The organism is Streptomyces sp. GL_148 (assembly GCF_057834205.1).
Genome location: NZ_CM174396.1, coordinates 1,016,758 through 1,032,428, shown reverse-complemented (window position 1 = coordinate 1,032,428; position 15,671 = coordinate 1,016,758). Strand labels below are relative to the sequence as shown.

The following is a 15,671-nucleotide window of genomic DNA, read 5'->3' as shown; positions in this document are numbered from 1 at the left end:
CAGTGCGCGAGGAGCGGAGACAGCCATGACGGGCAAGAACTGCCTGGTCACCGGGGCCACCGGATACATCGGCGGACGCCTCGTACCCGAACTCCTGGACGCCGGGCACCGGGTCCGCTGCCTGGCCCGCACCCCGGAAAAACTGCGCGACCACCCCTGGGCCGGGGACGCCGAGATCGTCCGGGGAGACGTCACCGACCCCTCGTCCCTCGCCGGGGCGATGGACGGCATCGACGTCGCCTACTACCTCGTGCACTCCCTCGGCACCGGATCCCGCTTCGAGGAACGCGACCGGGACGCCGCCCGGGCCTTCGCGGACGAGGCCCGCGCCGCAGGCGTCGGCCGCATCGTCTACCTCGGCGGCCTCACCCCGGCCGACATCCCCGTCCGGTCCCTCTCACCGCACCTGCGCTCCCGCGCCGAAGTCGGGGAGGTCTTCCTCGCCGGAGCCGTCCCGGCGACCGTCCTGCGCGCCGCCGTCGTCATCGGGTCCGGGTCCGCCTCCTTCGAGATGCTGCGCTACCTGACCGAACGGCTGCCCGTCATGGTCACCCCCAGCTGGGTCGGCACCCGCTGCCAGCCCATCGCCGTCCGCGACGTGCTGCGCTACCTCGTCGGCAGCGCCGGCATGCCGCCCGAGGTGAACCGGGCCTTCGACATCGGGGGGCCCGACGTGCTCTCGTACGAGGAGATGATGCGCCGCTACGCCGCCGTCGCGCGGCTCCCCGCCCGCCTGATCCTGCGGGTTCCGATGCTCACCCCGCGGCTGTCCAGCCACTGGATCGGCCTGGTCACCCCCGTGCCGAGGGCGCTGGCCCGGCCGCTCGCCGAATCCCTGCGGCACGAGGTGGTGTGCGCGGAGCACGACATCGCCGTCCACGTCCCGGACCCGCTGGGCGCGCCCATCGGCTTCGACGAGGCCCTCGCGCTGGCCCTGCGGCGGATCCGCGAGGCCCGGGTGACCACCCGCTGGTCCTCCGCCGCCGTCCCGGGCACGCCGAGCGACCCGCTGCCCACCGACCCCGACTGGGCGGGCGGCAGCCTCTACACCGACCATCGGGAGCTGACCGTCGAGGCCCCGACGGCCGCGCTGTGGCGGGTGGTGGAGGGCATCGGCGGGGAGAACGGCTGGTACTCCTTCCCGCTGGCCTGGGCCGTACGGGGCTGGCTGGACCGGCTCGTCGGCGGGGTCGGCATCCGGCGCGGCCGCCGGGACGCGGCGCGGCTGCGGGTGGGCGACTCGCTGGACTTCTGGCGGGTGGAGGAGATCGAACCGGGCCGGCTGCTGCGGCTGCGCGCCGAAATGCGGCTGCCGGGGCTGGCCTGGCTGGAACTGCACGCCGATCCGCCGTCCCCGGGGGAGGCTGGATCCCGCTACCGCCAGCGGGCCCTGTTCCATCCGCACGGCCTGCTGGGCCACCTGTACTGGTGGAGCGTGTCACCGTTCCACGCCGTCGTCTTCGGCGGCATGGCACGCAACATCGCCCGCGCGGCCGAGCGCGCGGACGACGCCGACGAGGGTGCGGTGTAACTTCGTGGGCCGGGGATCAGAGGCCGCTGGCCGCCGCGCTACGGAAGCGTGCCGCCAACGGCTCCCGGCGGGTGCGGAGGCCGGGCGGGACGAACCCGGGCCACCAAGCGGCAGCGCCATCGCCTCCGGGAGCGGGGCCGCGGGCGAAGTACCCCACGACACCCCGTACCCATGTCCCCCATCCCCCCACGCGGAGCGAAACCCATGAACGTCGCGGTGGTCCTCTACACCTCCGACCTGCGGCTGCACGACCATCCGCCGCTGCGGGCCGCCCTGTCGTCTTCCGAGCAGGTGGTGCCGCTCTTCGTGCGCGACCCGGCGGTCGCCGCCCCGCCCAACCGGCTCGCCTTCCTCGCCGACTGCCTCGCCGGTCTCGACGCCGGGCTGCGCTCCAGGGGCGGCCGTCTCGTCGTGCGGTCCGGCGACCCGGTCGCCGCAACCATGGCCCTGGTACGGGAGGCCGACGCCGACGAGGTGCACATGGCGGCCGGGGTCAGCGCCTACGCCCACGCGCGTGAGGAGCGGCTGCGGGGGGCCCTCGAAGCCGAGGGGCGGCGGTTCCACGTCCACGACGCGGTGATCACCGCGGTCGCCCCCGGGGCCGTCACCCCCGCCGGGTCCACCGCCTCCGACCACTTCGCCGTCTTCACGCCGTACCACCGCCACTGGTCGGAGTACCCCCTGCGCGCCGCCGCCCCCGCGCCCCGCGCCGTCCCGGTGCCCGATGCGATCCGCTCCGAACCCCTGCCCGAGCGGGCCGCCGTCACCGGCACCTCCCCGGGCCTCGCCGCCGGAGGGGAGCCCGAGGCGCGCCGGCTGATGACCCGGTGGCTGCGCTCCGGGATCGACCGCTACGGCGAGACCCACGACGACCTGGCCGGCGACGCCACCTCCCGGCTCTCCCCGCACCTGCACTTCGGCACGCTCTCGCCCACCGAGTCCGTCCACCGCGCCCGCGCCGCCGGCGGCCCCGGCGCGGAGGCCTTCGTACGGCAGTTGTGCTGGCGCGACTTCCACCACCAGGTGCTCGCGGCCAGGCCCGAGGCCGCCGTCGAGGACTACCGGGACCGCGGCGACCGCTGGCGCACCGGCCCCGCCGCCGAGGAGGAGACCCGGGCCTGGAAGGAGGGCCGCACCGGCTACCCGGTCGTCGACGCGGCGATGCGCCAACTGGCCCACGAGGGCTGGATGCACAACCGCGGCCGGCTGCTGGTCGCGAGCTTCCTGACCAAGACCCTGTACGTCGACTGGCGCGTCGGAGCCCGCCACTTCATGGAACTCCTCGTCGACGGGGACCTCGCCAACAACCAGCTCAACTGGCAGTGGGTGGCGGGCACGGGCACCGACACCCGACCCAACCGGGTCCTCAACCCGGTGCGCCAGGGCCTGCGTTACGACCCCGACGGAGGCTACGTCCACCACTGGGTCCCCGAACTGGCCGGTCTCCCCGCACCGCGCGTGCACGAGCCCTGGCGGCTCCCGGGCCTGGAACGGGCTCGCTACGACTACCCCGACCCGGTGGTCGGCCTCGCCGACGGCCTGGACCGCTTCCGCAGGGGCCGCGGGACAGGGACGGATTCCGCGGACGGGCCGGAGCCGGACTCCGCAGGACGCCCGGGACCGGGGTGACGGCCCGCCCCGGCCCGACCCCCGGAGGGCCCCGCGCGCTGCGCCTCGGGGACGTCCGCCCGGAGTGCAGGGGGCTCGCGCGGGCCGCCGTACGGCTGGACGCGCCGGCCGTGGAGGACCTGCTGGCGGCCGTGCTCGCGGAGCTGGGGCCGGTCACCGCCTGGGAGGAGGTGACCGAGCCGACCCTGCACGCGGTGGGCCGCAAGTGGGCCTCGGCCGGGGAGCGTTACGTCGAGGTCGAACACCTGCTGTCCTGGTACGTCTCCGCTGCCCTGCCCTGCCCTGCCCTGCCCTGCCCTGCCCTGCACCGGATCCGGCCCGCCCCGGATCCGCTCCCGGCCCCGCCCGTGCTCCTGGCCTGCGCGCCCGGGGAGCAGCACAGCCTCCCGATGGAAGCGCTGGCCGCCGCCCTCGGTGAACGGGCCCTGCCGGTGCGGATGTTCGGAGCGGCCCTGCCAGCCGACGCCCTGTGCGAGGCCGTCCGGCGGACGGGTCCGCGGGCCGTCGTCCTGTGGGCGCAGTCCCGTACGACCGCGGACGCCGCGCTGGCGAGGGCGGTGGCGGGCATCGAGTGGGGCCCGCGCGGCGCCCGCGGCCACGCGGCGCTGCTGCTAGGCACAGTCCGCCCGCACCGAGCGGCTGTTCGGACTCCGCTCGGGGCTGGCCGTCATCGAAACTGTTGCGGCACTCCGGGCTCCGGCGAATGCACCGGCGAATGCTCCAGGGAAGGGGCCAGGGAATGCCGCAGGACGTCGGCCACCTTGTGCCGGGTGATGCCGGGTGATGCCGGTCAGCCAGGCCCCGAGGCCGCCCGGCCCGGGCCGGTACCCGCCGCGGCCCCGCCACGCGGCGAGGAAGACCTGCTGGGTCACGCCGCTTGCGCATCGATTCCCGACGCGCGCACAGCGGGCGGACACACCACGGGGCGCGGCCCCTCAGGGACTGCGCCCCGATGGCGCAGGCACTAGGGTCCGAAGGGTGAGCGATCTGCTGCTGGTGAGGCACGGCGAGACCGCCTGGAGCGCGGCCGGACGGCACACGGGCCGCACCGACGTCCCGCTGACCCCGCGCGGGGTCGAGGAGGCCATCTCGCTCTTCCCGTACTTCCGCGACCGCAGCCCCGCCCTGGTCCTGACCAGCCCGCTGCGCAGGGCCGCCGCCACCGCCGAGCTCGCCGGCCTGACCGGCGCCGCGACCGACCCCGACCTGTACGAGTGGGACTACGGCGGCTACGAGGGCATCACCACGGCCGAGATCCTGCGCGAGCGCCCCGACTGGTCCCTGTGGACCGACGGGGTACCACCCGGCGACGAGGAGCACCCCGGCGAGAACGCCGCCCAGGTCGGCGCCCGCGCGGACCGGGTGCTCGCCCGGGTGGCCGAGGTACTGCGCGCCGACGGCGGCAACGTCGTCCTGGTGGCCCACGCGCACCTGCTGCGGGTGCTGACCGCCCGCTACCTCGGTCTGCCGCCCGAGGCCGGACGCCTCTTCCTGCTCCGTACGGGCACCTTCAGCATGCTGTCCACGGAGCACGGCCTGCCCGTCGTCGCGGGGTGGAACACCCGCCCCTGACGCTCGCGTGACGGCCCCGCCTCGCGCGCCGGCCGCGTCTGCGTGACGATGCGTACATGGCCCACCATGGCTCGGACGGCATGCCCCCTGAGCCCCCGGAACCGGTTCCGGCGCCGGAACCGGCAGCGAGGGCCGTCACGGACCCCGCCGACGTGGAACCGGGGCTCAAGGCCAACGCGATCGGCTTCCTCGACGCCCTCGTCATCGGCCTGAACTCGACCTCGCCCGCCTACTCCCTGGCCGCGGTCATCGGGCCGATCGTCGCGCTCGTCGGCATCTACGCGCCCGGCGTCATGCTGGCCTCCTTCGTCCCGATGCTGCTGATCGCCGCCGCCTTCTACTACCTCAACAAGGTCGACCAGGACTGCGGGACCACCTTCTCGTGGGTGACGCGCGCCATGGGCCCCTGGGCGGGCTGGCTCGGCGGCTGGGCCATCGCGATGACCGGAGTCCTCGTCATCGGCTCGCTGGCCGACGTCGCCGTCCACTTCGGACTGCTCGCCGCCGGACTCGACGGCTGGGCGGCGAACGAGGCACTGCGCCAGACCCTGACCGTCGTCGTGATCCTGGCCATGACGGCCGTCTGCGTCATCGGCACCGAGATGTCGGCCCGGCTCCAGGACGTCCTGATCCTCGCCCAGGTCTTCTGCCTGCTGGTCTTCGCCGTGGTCGCCCTCTACCGCGTCTACGCCGGCACCAGCAGCCTCGACGGCACCAGACCCGCGCTCGAGTGGCTCAACCCCTTCGGAGCCGGCGGCGCCGCCCTCACCGGCGGCCTGCTGCTGGGCGTGTTCATCTACTGGGGCTGGGAGTCGGCGGTCAACCTCACCGAGGAGGTCGAGAACTCGGCCACCGCACCGGGCAAAGCCGGCATCTGGTCCACCGTGGTCCTGCTGGTGACGTACCTGTCCGTCGGCTTCGCGGTCGTCGGCTACGCCGGGACGCAGTTCCTCGCCGAGAACGCCGGCGAGGAGGAGGCCGTCTTCGCGGTCCTCGCGCACGAGGTCATGGGCGGCTGGGACTGGGTCGTGCTGCTCGCCGTCTGCACCTCCGCGCTCGCCTCCACCCAGACCACGATCATCCCGGCCTCCCGTACCGCCCTGTCCATGGCCCGCCGGCACGCGCTGCCGCCGAACCTGTCGCACATCCACCCCCGCTTCCGGACCCCGGACGTGAGCACCTGGTGGGTGGCGGGCATCGCCATCGCCTGGTACCTCGCCGTCAACCAGATCAGCGAGAACGCCCTCCTGGACTCCCTGACCGCCCTCTCCCTGCTGATCTCCTTCTACTACGCCCTCACCGGCCTGGCCTGCGCCGTCTACTACCGGCGCCACCTGCTGGAGAGCGTGCACAACTTCCTGCTGATCGGCCTCGGCCCGGTGCTTGGCGCCGGGCTGCTGGCCTGGCTGCTCGTGCAGTCGGTCGACGACATGTCCGACCCGGAGAACTCGGCGGGCGGCGTCTCCTGGTTCGGCCTCGGCCCGCCGCTGGTCATCGGGATCGGCATCGCCGTCGTCGGCGTGCTCGTCATGTGCTTCTGGCGGATCAGGGACGGCCGCTTCTGGCAGGAGCGGCGCGGCGTCGCCGACCCGGCCCTCGTCCACGCGGCCAAGAAGCCCCGAAGACCTGACGTTCCGAAGCCCTGAACGCCGCGTTCCGCAGTTCCTCCGCCCCGCAGTTCCTCAGTTCCGCGTCCCGCATCCCGCCTCCAGCAGCCCCGCAGCACCGACCGCAGGCCGGCCGAGAGGAGCCCCGATGTCCGTCGTCCTCGGGTACGACGAGTCGCCCGGCGCCGAGCGCGCCCTGCGGGTGGCCCTGGAGGTGGCCACCGCCTTCGGCGAGCCGCTCGTCCTCGTCTACGGGGCAGCCGCCCCGGGCCCCACCGGCGAGGAGTACCGCGCACACCGGGAGGCCGTCCTGGAGGCCGGCCGCAGCGCGCTCGCCCGGGCGGTGGAAGCCGCCGACGAGGCGGGAGTGCCGTCCACGGTCGAGGTGGCCGACGCGAAACCGGCCCAGGCGCTGCTCGACGCCGCCGAACGGCACGACGCCCGGGTGATCATCGTGGGGAGCTGGGGCGACAGCCCGATCCGAGGCGCCCTGCTCGGATCCACTCCGCACAAGCTCCTGCACCTCTCCCCGGTCCCGGTGCTGTGCGTCCCGACCGAGCACGTCTCCGGGGACTGACCGCGCCGCCCGGGTCCGTTGGCCTTCCCATGGCCGAAGATCGCCGCTCCGGCCTGTGCCAATGGCCCATCCAGGGCGGGCCGAGTTGAGCCATTGCCCCTGTGGATGCTTATCTGTGTCCTATCCATGTATCTACGGCGCCACGCAGCGCCGGACGGCAACGAGGCCGCTCCGGACCGTGGCGCCTTCGCCGTGCCCGTGTGCCGCCCACCACCCCCGGGCGCGAGCGGGTCCGGCGTGCTCCATCGCAAGGGGGGCGGCACACCGCCGTGAAGAGGATGTTCGTGGCTCCGGATCCGGGGCGCGCAAGACTCAGGAACGCCGCGAGGGCCGTCATCGGCGTCGCTCTCGCCGTGGCCGTGGCCGAGCTCTGCGGGCTCTCCCTCGTCGCGTCGATCACCGGGGGACTGGCGGCCCTGCTCGCCCTCTTCACCGTGACCGACTCGACGGTGCGCGCCCAGCGGGTGACCACCGCCCTGCTGCCCGCCGCCGGATTCCCCGTGCTGGCCCTGGCCACCACCCTGCACGGCGTACCGCTCGCCCGTGACGCGGTGTTCGTCGCCGTGGTGTTCGCCGGCGTCTACGCCCGCAGGTGGGGGGTGCGCGGCCACGCCCTCGGGATCTTCGCGTTCATGAACTTCTTCGTCACGCAGTTCCTGCACGCGCGGCCCGGGCAGCTGCCCGAGCTCTACGCGGCCGTCGCACTGGCCCTCCTCTCGGCCGCCGCCGTACGGTTCGTGCTGTGGCCGATCGAGCGGCGCGTTCCGCCCGCCGCCGTACCGCCCGCGCCGCCCGGGACCGGGCTGGCCCGCCCGACCACCCGCCAGGCCTTCCAGGCCACCGCCGCCTGTGCGGTCGCGCTGGGCATCGGCCAGACCCTGTCGCAGGACCGCTGGTACTGGGCGGTCGGCACCGCCTGGTGGATCTTCGTCAACACCGCCTCGCGCGGCGAGACCCTGGTCCGAGGCTTCCGCCGGGTCCTCGGCACGGTGTTCGGGATCGGCGCGGGCCTGCTGATAGCCATCCCGCTGAACGGGGCGCCGGCGCCCACGGCCGTCCTGGTGGCTCTCTGCGTCTTCGGGATCTTCTACACCGCCGCCGTGTCCTACAGCTGGATGATGCTGGCCGTGACGGTGATGGCCGGCCTGCTCTACGGACTGCTGGGCGTACTCGATCCCGGGCTGCTCGTCCTGCGCCTGGAGCAGACGGCCGTCGGCGCGGTGTGCGCCGGGCTGGCCGTGATCCTGGTGCTCCCGGTGACCACGCACGCGACCAACGACATGTGGATCCAGCGCGCGCTGCGCTGCGTCCGCACCTGCACGGCCGAGGCCGCGGCCCGGCTCGCCGGCTCCCCGGTCGCCGACCCCGCGCCGCACGCCGCGGAGCTCGAGCTGTTCCTGGGCCGGGTACGGCTCTCCCTGGCTCCGCTCGTCCACCCGCTGAGCCCCTACCGCGGCCGCAAGGCCAGGGCCCGCCGGGTGCTCGCGCTGCTCGACGAGTGCGCCGCGGAAGTCCGCGGGCTGGTCTCCGTGGCGGCGGACCCGGACGCGAGCCACGACGCCCGGCTCGCGGCGGCGTGCTGGCGCGTGGAGGCCGCCGTGGAAGCCTTGCTGACGCCGGAAGCGGAACGCGCCACGGAGGCGGAGCACCGGTCGGCCGCCGCGGCGCTGAACCCCGCGCGGGCCGCCTCGGAGCCCGCACTGGCCCATCTGCACGGTCTGGAGCGGGTCCTCGCACAGCTCGACGGACCGCTGCGCAGTGCGACACGCCCGCCGCTGGTGGGAGCCTGACCCCGGCGGTCTCGTGCTGCCGCGGATGGTACGTCTCCCCAAGTCCCGTCCGCAGGCCGATCGATGAAGATCACACGGAGGAGTGTTCCGGGCGCGCCTTCCGCATGCCGCTGACCTGCGACGTGTACAACGGGTGATTGTTCATTGCACATTCATCCGGCATGGCGCCGCTCCACGGCGCGCGGGGTGGACCTGGTCGGACAGGGGGTAACCGCCCGGAATGGAAATACTTCAACAGCGCGCCGGCACCGCTCAGGTGTGGGAAGCGGCCGAGGAGTTCATCCGAATGTTCCACAGGGAGAACCCGCACGCGGGTGATCCGCGCGAGCGGCTCGCCGCCGTACGGGCCGAGCTCGCCGAGACGGACACGTACCGGCACACTCCCGAGGAACTGGAGCACGGCGCCCGCGTCGCGTGGCGCAACAGCAACCGCTGCATAGGCAGGCTGTACTGGAACTCGCTGCGCGTCCGCGACCGCCGCGGGCTCAGCGACGCCGACGGGATCGCGGAGGAGTGCTTCGAGCACCTGCGCGAGGCCACCAACGGCGGCCGGGTCCGGCCCACCATCACGGTCTTCGCCCCCGACGCCCCGGACCGTCCCGGCCCGGTCATCTGGAGCGAGCAACTGGTCCGGTACGCCGGCTACGGCGACCACCCCTCGATAACCGTCGGCGACGCCCGCAACGCCGAGCTCACGAGCGCGTTGCTCGCGCTGGGCTGGTCCCGCGGTCCCGGCACCCCCTTCGACCTCCTTCCGCTGGTCGTGCAGGGGGTCGACGACAAACCCCGCTGGTTCGACGTCCCCCCGGACGCGGTGCTGGAGGTGCCCATCGAGCACCCCGACGGAGCGGCGGGCGGTGACGGCTGGTCGGACTGGGGCCTGCGCTGGCACGCCGTACCCGCGATCTCCAACATGTGCCTGGAGATCGGCGGCATCCACTACCCGGCGGCGCCCTTCAACGGCTGGTACATGGGCACCGAGATCGGCGCCCGGAACCTCGCCGACACCGACCGCTACAACCTGCTGCCCGCGGTCGCCCGCCGCATGGGCCTCGACACCGCCAGCGACCGTTCCCTCTGGAAGGACCGCGCGCTCGTCGAGCTCAACCGGGCGGTGCTGCACTCCTTCGACCGGGCCAAGGTCACCATCGCCGACCACCACACGGAGTCCCGGCGCTTCTTGACCCACCTGGAGAAGGAGGAGCGCAAGGGCCGTGACGTGGGCGCGGACTGGTCCTGGATCGTGCCGCCCATCTCCGGGTCGGCGACCCCGGTCTTCCACCGCACCTACGAGGACCGGCCGAGTTCGACCGCCTACGTCCATCACCCCGGCGCCCAGGAACGGGCCCAAGGGCGGGATTTGGTCTAGACCTTCTGTTACCGTCGCTCACGAACGGATCCGGAACGGCGGAGAGGGGCCTCCCGTGGGCGACGCGGACAGTGGTGTGGGCAGTACGGACCGTACCGCCCACGGCGGCGAACACCTGGCCTGGATCGGCTCGTTCACCTCGGGGGGCGGCCGCGGTGTCACCACCGCGGCCGTGGATCCGGCCACCGGAGCGCTGACCCCGCTCTCGGTCACGGACGCCGTCGCGGACCCCTCGTACCTGGCCCACGACCCCGCCACCGGCGTGCTGTACGCCGTGAGCGAGGCAGAAGAGGGCGCCGTGGGCGCCTTCCGGACCACCGCCGCGGGGCTCGTCCCCCTCGGTTCGGCCGTCCCCGTCGGCGGCTCCGGCCCCACCCACCTCAGCGTGGCCGGGCGCCGGCTGCTGACCGCCAACTACACCTCGGGCAGCGTCAGCAGCCTCCCGCTCGCCGCCGACGGCTCGATCGGGGAGCCCGCCGCCGTACTGGCCCACCAGGGCTCCGGCCCCGACTCCGGCCGCCAGCGGGGCCCGCACGCCCACCAGGTGCTGCCCGCTCCCGGCGGCCGCTGGGTGCTCAGCGTCGACCTCGGCACCGACTCGGTACGGGTCTGCGCGCTCGACCCGGCCACCGGAGCCCCGGCCCTGCACGCCGAGGCCGCGCTGCGCGCCGGGACCGGCCCCCGGCACCTCGCCTTCCACCCCTCCGGCGAAGTGGTCTACGTACTGCACGAGCTGGAGCCGCAGCTGACCGTCTGCCGCTGGAACGGGGGGTCGGGTGAGCTGGAACCGGTCGCCGAGGTTCCGGTAGCCTCCACGGGTGCTCCAGGGGCCCCAGCGGCCTACCCCTCGGCGGTCGTGGCCTCCGCCGACGGCCGTTTCCTCTGGGCGGCCGTCCGCGGAGCCGACACCATCGCCACCCTCTCCCTCGCCGACGGCGCGGAGAAGCCGCAGCTCACGGGCACCGTGCCCTGCGGGGGCAGTTGGCCGCGCGATCTCGCCGCCGACCCGTCGGGGCGCAGGCTCTACGCGGCCAACGAGCGCTCCGGCGACGTCACCTGGTTCGACGTGGACCCCCTGACCGGCGAGCCGCACCGGGCCGGATCGGTGGCCGTACCCGCCGCCACCTGCGTGGTCTTCGGCTGAGACGTCGGCCGGCGCCGTACCGCCGTACGTACGAGGGCCCGCGCCCCGGCTCGTTCGATTCAGAACAGTCCGGGGCGCGGGCCCTCGTACGTACGGCATGAGCGGGGGGTCAGTGGGCGGCGGCGCCGTGGGTGATGCCGAGGGCGGCGGAGTACTGCGCGACGGCCAGCTTGCCGAGCGCGGGGTACGCGCCGAGCACGTCGGCGGCGCTGCAGCCGGCCTCCTTGCAAGCGGTGTCGAGGAGTCCCTCGGCGACCTCCGGGCCGATCAGGTACGGGGCCAGCGCCAGCTGCGTCGAACCCTCGCGGCGGAGCTGGTCGGCGATGGCGGCCACCGAACCCTCCTCGTCCAGCGCGGCGGCCATCACCGGCACGGCGAGACGGGCGGCCAGCAGCATGCCGGTGATGCCCGCGGCCTGCACGGCCTCCTCGCCGCCGGTGGTGGCCAGGACGATGCCGTCGGCGGCCGTGGTCACGCTGAAGAGCCTGGCCCGGTCGGCGCGGGCGAGGCCGGCCTCGGACAGTCGCACGTGCAGCGCCTCGGCGAGCAGCGGGTGCGGGCCGAGCGGGTCGGCCAGCTCGGCGGCGGCCGAGGAATCCATCAGGGCCTGGCGCACGCGGCGCAGCAGACCCCCGTCGGGGCCGGCCAGCAAGGGCACGACCACGGCGTCCGGGCCGGTCGGCGCGGGCACGTCCTGCCCGGCGGCGCGGGCGGACTCCGCGCGCGCGGCGCGGTCGCGGGCGACGGCGGTCAGCACGCCCGACAGGGACGGGAACTCGGAGGAGTCGTCACCGTCGAGGAAACCGACCCGGGCGTCCAGGCCCGGCAGCTCGGAGCGGCCGATGCTGATGATCTCTTCCGCGAGCCCCCGCGAGGCGGCCGAAGGGGCACCGGGCACGGCGAGCACCAGCGCGGGCGCGCCCTCGGGCGCCACCGCGGGCTCGGGCCGGCGGTGCCGTCCGGTCTGGCGGGGTCGCGGCATTCGTACGGGCAGGCCATTTGCGGGCCCAGTGGGGGAGCTCATGGCGCCGCATGCTACTGGTTTATCGAAACCGGGTGTTCGGGCAGGGCCTTCTCCGGCGGCATCTGTCCGTATTTATCCGCGGAATGTCAGATACGGATCAGCTCTTCGGTCACCCCGCGGAGGGAAGCCGCCAGTCCACGGGCTGCGCGCCCTGGCGGACCAGCAGGTCGTTCGTCCTGCTGAACGGCCTGGACCCGAAGAACCCGTTGTCCGCGGACATCGGGGAGGGATGCACCGACTCCACGGCCGGCAGCTCGCCCAGCAGCGGCCGGAGGTTGCGCGCCTCGCGCCCCCACAGCACCGACACCAAGGGCTTGCCACGAGCCGCGAGCGCGCGGATGGCCTGTTCGGTCACCGCCTCCCAGCCCTTGCCGCGATGGGCGTTGGGCTTGCGCGGGGCGGTGGTGAGCGAGCGGTTCAGCAACAGGACGCCCTGCCGGGTCCACGGGGTCAGGTCCCCGTTCCGGGGCTTGCCCGTGCCGAGATCGGCGTGCAGTTCGCGGAAGATGTTGTCGAGGCTCGGAGGCCACGGGCTGACCTCGGGGGCCACGGAGAAGGAGAGGCCGATCGCGTGCCCCGGCGTCGGGTACGGATCCTGCCCGACGATCAGCACCTTCACCTCGTCGAAGGGCTGCTGGAACGCGCGCAGCACGTTCGCGCCCGCGGGGACGTAGGTCCTGCCCGCCGCGATCTCCGCGCGCAGGAAGTCGCCCATCGCGGCGATCTGCGCCGCCACCGGCTCCAGAGCCCGGGCCCAGCCCGGCTCGACGATCTCGTTCAACGGTCGTGCTGCCACGATCGATCACTCTACTGGCCCAGTCCGCCGCCCGCAGCCACCGCTCGCACGCGCGGGGCACCTCGGTCAGTGCTGGGGCACCGCCCCGGTCATCGGCCGGCGCTGGAGCAGGCGGAGACGGTCGGCGGCGAAGGCCCACTCCAGGTCCTGCGTCCCGCCGAAGACCTGCTCGCAGCGGGCGGTGAGTTCCCGCAGGCTCTCCAACCGCGTCTCGTCGAGGCAGAGCCGGTGGATTCGGTCGGCGGGGACGGGGATCTGGCTCGTTCCGCCGGCCGGCGCGGGCTCCACGGCCAGGTCCTTCATGCCCGCCGTGCGCTCGATCACCCGGCCGTCGCGGCGGACCCGGTAGTGATCCGGCACGACCAAGCCGCTGACCACGGCTTCTCCCAGGCCCCAACTCGCCTCGATCACCAGGACGTCGGAGCCGTCGAGGGGGTCTCGGGAGAACAGGACTCCGGCGCACTCCGGTACCACCAACTCCTGTACCACCACTGCCACTCTGGCCCGGCCGGGCAGCCCGAGCCGCTCACGGTAGGCGAGCGCGGCGTCCGAGTGCGCAGAATCCCTCACCCTGCGGACCGCCTCCGTCAACCCGTCCGGACCCCGTACGTTGAGGCAGGTGAGGTGCTGTCCGGCGAAGCTCGCCGCAGCCGAGTCCTCGCCCAGCGCCGATGAACGCACGGCCAGAGCGCCGCCCCGCAAGTCGGCGGTCGACACGTGCAGGGCGGCGAGCGCCTCGTCGTCGCCTGCTGCGACGGCGTCGACGAACAGCCATTCCAGGGCGATTCCCTCCGGTACCGGTAGACCAGCCCGGGCGGCGACCGCGAGCTGCGAGGACTTGCCGCCGTACCGGCTCTCGTCGGTGGCCAGGCGGAGCGGCACGGGGGCGGACCACGTGCTCGGCGACAGCGGAACCGTCATCGGACCACCGCCGCCTCTCCGGCCCGGCCGTCGACCCGCACCCGGGCGCCGTCGGGTATCACCGCCGTGGCATCCGTGCATCCGACGACGCCGGGGATGGCGAACTCCCGGGCGACGATGGCTGCGTGGGAGAGCGCCCCGCCGCGATCGGTGACGATCGCGCCGAGCAGCGGCAGGACGATGTTGAAGGCCGTGGTGGTCGCGCCGGTGACCAGGACGTCGCCGGGCTGGATGCGGTCGAACTCGGGCACGCCGCTGATCACCCGTGCCGTGCCCTCGTACACGCCCGGGCTCGCGCCGAGCCCGTGTACGGTCCGCCCCTCGGTCCTGGCCGCCGGGCTGCTGAACATGGCGAGGACGACGGCCCCGAGGGCGCGTTCCAGGCGTGCCGCGGCGGGCGGCAGCCAATCGGGCGGCAGCGGGTCGCCCGGCGGCGGACCCAGCATCGGCGGCGCGTCCGCGTACCGGGCGTGGTCGCGGTAGTGCGCCCGGGCGGCGAGTTCTGCGGCGTCGGGCCCGGAGCCCGTACGGACCAGGTCGCGCAGCTCGGCGTAGCCCGCCTCGGCCAGGTGGGCGGGCGCGTGGATCCGGCCCTGCTCGGTGAGCCGTCGGCCGGCCGCCAGGATGGCGCGCCGGGTGAGGCCGATGGCCGGCAGGTCCGCGCACGACCCGCGCTCGTCGCGCAGCCGGGAGACCAGCCGCGCCTCGGCGAGCAGCTCGTCGAAGCGGGAGCGGTGCGGCGCGGGTACGGCGTCGCGAAGGTCGGCCGCCGCGTCGGCGCGCTGGTCGGTGCGGGCGTCCGCCTGGGACCTCGTCGAGGAGGAGACCGCCGAGCGAATGGCCGCGAGCACGACGGCGGGCAACTCCGCCACGCAGGGATCGCCCACGTCCTCGCCATTGACGGGGCGCCAGCCCGCCGTCTCCAGGTACTCGGCGAGGGCGGTACTCGTACGTCCCGCGACGGCTCCCAGCGCCGCCAGCAGGTCCTGGGGTCGCGCCGGGGAGGCGAGCAGCTCGCTCGCCCGGGGGTCCGCTGCTACGGCGGCGGCCAGCTCGGCCAGTGCCTCCCGGTCCGCCAGCGGGTCGGGGCTCGATCCGGCCAGCGGGGCCAGGATCTCGCCGGTGGTGCGCCCGGTCCACTCCTGGCAGTGTGCGAGCAGATCGCCCATCGGCAGCAGCGCCGGCATGTTGAACAGGTGGTGCATGTAGCCGGCTCGGCGCTGGTGCTCCCGGCACCGGTCGAGGTACGCGAGCAGACTGCCGGTATCGAGGAGACCGGGCTCGACCTGCTGCAGTTCGCGCCGCTCGCGCTGCAGCCCGGGTCTGACCTCCTCGTCCCAGCGGCGCAGGTCCTCGCGCCACAGCTTGCGCTCGAAGACGGTCGCGCTGGTCGCGAGCCTGGTGCGGATCTCGGGATGATCGGCGGCAAGGCGTTCCCAGACCTCTCTCGGCGGGTGGTCCGTGGCGTCCGGCGGGGCTCCCAGCGGCTGGGGATGGTAGTAGCAGAAGCCGTTGACGAAGGCCCAGTCCAGCCGTTCGAGCAGCGACCCGTACCGGCGGAGGCTCTCTCCGAAGCCGCGGTGCATCTCCTCGATGAAGATCTCGGCGTGGAACCTGGTCACCGGGCGGGTGAAGTGGGTCGGGTCCAGGAACCAGGTACCCGGCCCCGGTGGAGCGAACGTGCGTTCCGTGGTGATGCTCATGGCTCTCC

General features: G+C 74.1%; 12 protein-coding genes and 2 pseudogenes. 9 read left to right on the top strand and 5 right to left on the bottom strand.

Annotation, left to right across the window (positions count from 1 at the left end):
- Positions 1-25 precede the first annotated feature (25 nt).
- The 3 genes and pseudogenes from AC3IYI_RS04690 to AC3IYI_RS04680 all read left to right on the top strand — a co-directional run.
- A complete protein-coding gene (locus AC3IYI_RS04690) occupies positions 26-1,531 on the top strand; it encodes an SDR family oxidoreductase (protein WP_489408997.1) in 1,506 nt (501 codons plus the stop codon).
- 204 nt (positions 1,532-1,735) lie between these two features.
- Positions 1,736-3,160: a cryptochrome/photolyase family protein gene (locus AC3IYI_RS04685; RefSeq protein WP_489408996.1), complete on the top strand. Its 1,425-nt coding sequence runs from the start codon at positions 1,736-1,738 to the stop codon at positions 3,158-3,160.
- A pseudogene (locus tag AC3IYI_RS04680) lies at positions 3,157-3,375 on the top strand (B12-binding domain-containing protein); the annotation flags it as partial. The gene AC3IYI_RS04685 and the pseudogene AC3IYI_RS04680, both read left to right, overlap by 4 nt.
- 561 nt (positions 3,376-3,936) lie before the next feature.
- On the opposite strand, the pseudogene AC3IYI_RS04675 reads toward AC3IYI_RS04680, so the two are convergent.
- Positions 3,937-4,041 (bottom strand): annotated as a pseudogene (locus AC3IYI_RS04675) (sigma factor); the annotation flags it as partial.
- Between the two features lie 97 nt (positions 4,042-4,138).
- Between AC3IYI_RS04675 and AC3IYI_RS04670 the strand changes: the two are divergent.
- From AC3IYI_RS04670 to AC3IYI_RS04645, 6 genes are all read left to right on the top strand, one after another.
- Positions 4,139-4,732 carry a histidine phosphatase family protein gene (locus AC3IYI_RS04670; protein ID WP_489408995.1) on the top strand — a complete coding sequence of 198 codons (594 nt, stop codon included), beginning with the start codon at positions 4,139-4,141 and terminating at the stop codon, positions 4,730-4,732.
- 80 nt (positions 4,733-4,812) lie between these two features.
- Positions 4,813-6,378 (top strand): APC family permease, encoded by a 1,566-nt coding sequence (locus AC3IYI_RS04665; protein ID WP_489411886.1) that lies wholly within the window; start codon positions 4,813-4,815, stop codon positions 6,376-6,378.
- A 109-nt stretch (positions 6,379-6,487) separates the two neighbouring features.
- Positions 6,488-6,916, top strand: a complete 429-nt coding sequence (locus AC3IYI_RS04660; protein ID WP_489408994.1) for a universal stress protein — start codon at positions 6,488-6,490, stop codon at positions 6,914-6,916.
- 278 nt (positions 6,917-7,194) lie between these two features.
- Positions 7,195-8,706, top strand: coding sequence for an FUSC family protein (locus AC3IYI_RS04655; RefSeq protein ID WP_489411885.1), 1,512 nt, complete (start codon positions 7,195-7,197; stop codon positions 8,704-8,706).
- 220 nt (positions 8,707-8,926) lie between these two features.
- A complete protein-coding gene (locus tag AC3IYI_RS04650) occupies positions 8,927-10,075 on the top strand; it encodes a nitric oxide synthase oxygenase (protein WP_489408993.1) in 1,149 nt (382 codons plus the stop codon).
- 76 nt (positions 10,076-10,151) lie between these two features.
- Positions 10,152-11,219, top strand: coding sequence for a lactonase family protein (locus tag AC3IYI_RS04645; RefSeq protein WP_489411884.1), 1,068 nt, complete (start codon positions 10,152-10,154; stop codon positions 11,217-11,219).
- 109 nt (positions 11,220-11,328) lie between these two features.
- Here AC3IYI_RS04645 and AC3IYI_RS04640 read toward each other — a convergent pair whose 3' ends face one another.
- The 4 genes from AC3IYI_RS04640 to AC3IYI_RS04625 form a co-directional block, all read right to left on the bottom strand.
- On the bottom strand, positions 11,329-12,243 hold the full coding sequence (locus AC3IYI_RS04640; protein WP_489408992.1) for a sirohydrochlorin chelatase: 915 nt from the start codon (positions 12,241-12,243) through the stop codon (positions 11,329-11,331).
- Positions 12,244-12,352: 109 nt separating this feature from the next.
- Positions 12,353-13,039, bottom strand: a complete 687-nt coding sequence (locus tag AC3IYI_RS04635; protein WP_489408991.1) for a uracil-DNA glycosylase — start codon at positions 13,037-13,039, stop codon at positions 12,353-12,355.
- 66 nt (positions 13,040-13,105) lie between these two features.
- Positions 13,106-13,960, bottom strand: coding sequence for a PEP/pyruvate-binding domain-containing protein (locus AC3IYI_RS04630; protein ID WP_489408990.1), 855 nt, complete (start codon positions 13,958-13,960; stop codon positions 13,106-13,108).
- A complete protein-coding gene (locus AC3IYI_RS04625; protein ID WP_489408989.1) occupies positions 13,957-15,663 on the bottom strand; it encodes a PEP-utilizing enzyme in 1,707 nt (568 codons plus the stop codon). Before AC3IYI_RS04625 ends, AC3IYI_RS04630 begins: the two co-directional genes overlap by 4 nt.
- Positions 15,664-15,671 lie beyond the last annotated feature (8 nt).

Excerpts from the sequence above, each read along its gene's own strand:
- AC3IYI_RS04690 (WP_489408997.1), top strand. The coding sequence starts at position 26 with ATGACGGGCAAGAACTGCCTGGTCACCGGGGCCACCGGATACATCGGC.
- AC3IYI_RS04685 (WP_489408996.1), top strand. The coding sequence starts at position 1,736 with ATGAACGTCGCGGTGGTCCTCTACACCTCCGACCTGCGGCTGCACGAC.
- AC3IYI_RS04665 (WP_489411886.1), top strand. The coding sequence starts at position 4,813 with ATGCCCCCTGAGCCCCCGGAACCGGTTCCGGCGCCGGAACCGGCAGCG.
- AC3IYI_RS04660 (WP_489408994.1), top strand. The coding sequence starts at position 6,488 with ATGTCCGTCGTCCTCGGGTACGACGAGTCGCCCGGCGCCGAGCGCGCC.
- AC3IYI_RS04655 (WP_489411885.1), top strand. The coding sequence starts at position 7,195 with ATGTTCGTGGCTCCGGATCCGGGGCGCGCAAGACTCAGGAACGCCGCG.
- AC3IYI_RS04650 (WP_489408993.1), top strand. The coding sequence starts at position 8,927 with ATGGAAATACTTCAACAGCGCGCCGGCACCGCTCAGGTGTGGGAAGCG.
- AC3IYI_RS04640 (WP_489408992.1), bottom strand. The coding sequence starts at position 12,243 with ATGAGCTCCCCCACTGGGCCCGCAAATGGCCTGCCCGTACGAATGCCG.
- AC3IYI_RS04630 (WP_489408990.1), bottom strand. The coding sequence starts at position 13,960 with ATGACGGTTCCGCTGTCGCCGAGCACGTGGTCCGCCCCCGTGCCGCTC.
- AC3IYI_RS04625 (WP_489408989.1), bottom strand. The coding sequence starts at position 15,663 with ATGAGCATCACCACGGAACGCACGTTCGCTCCACCGGGGCCGGGTACC.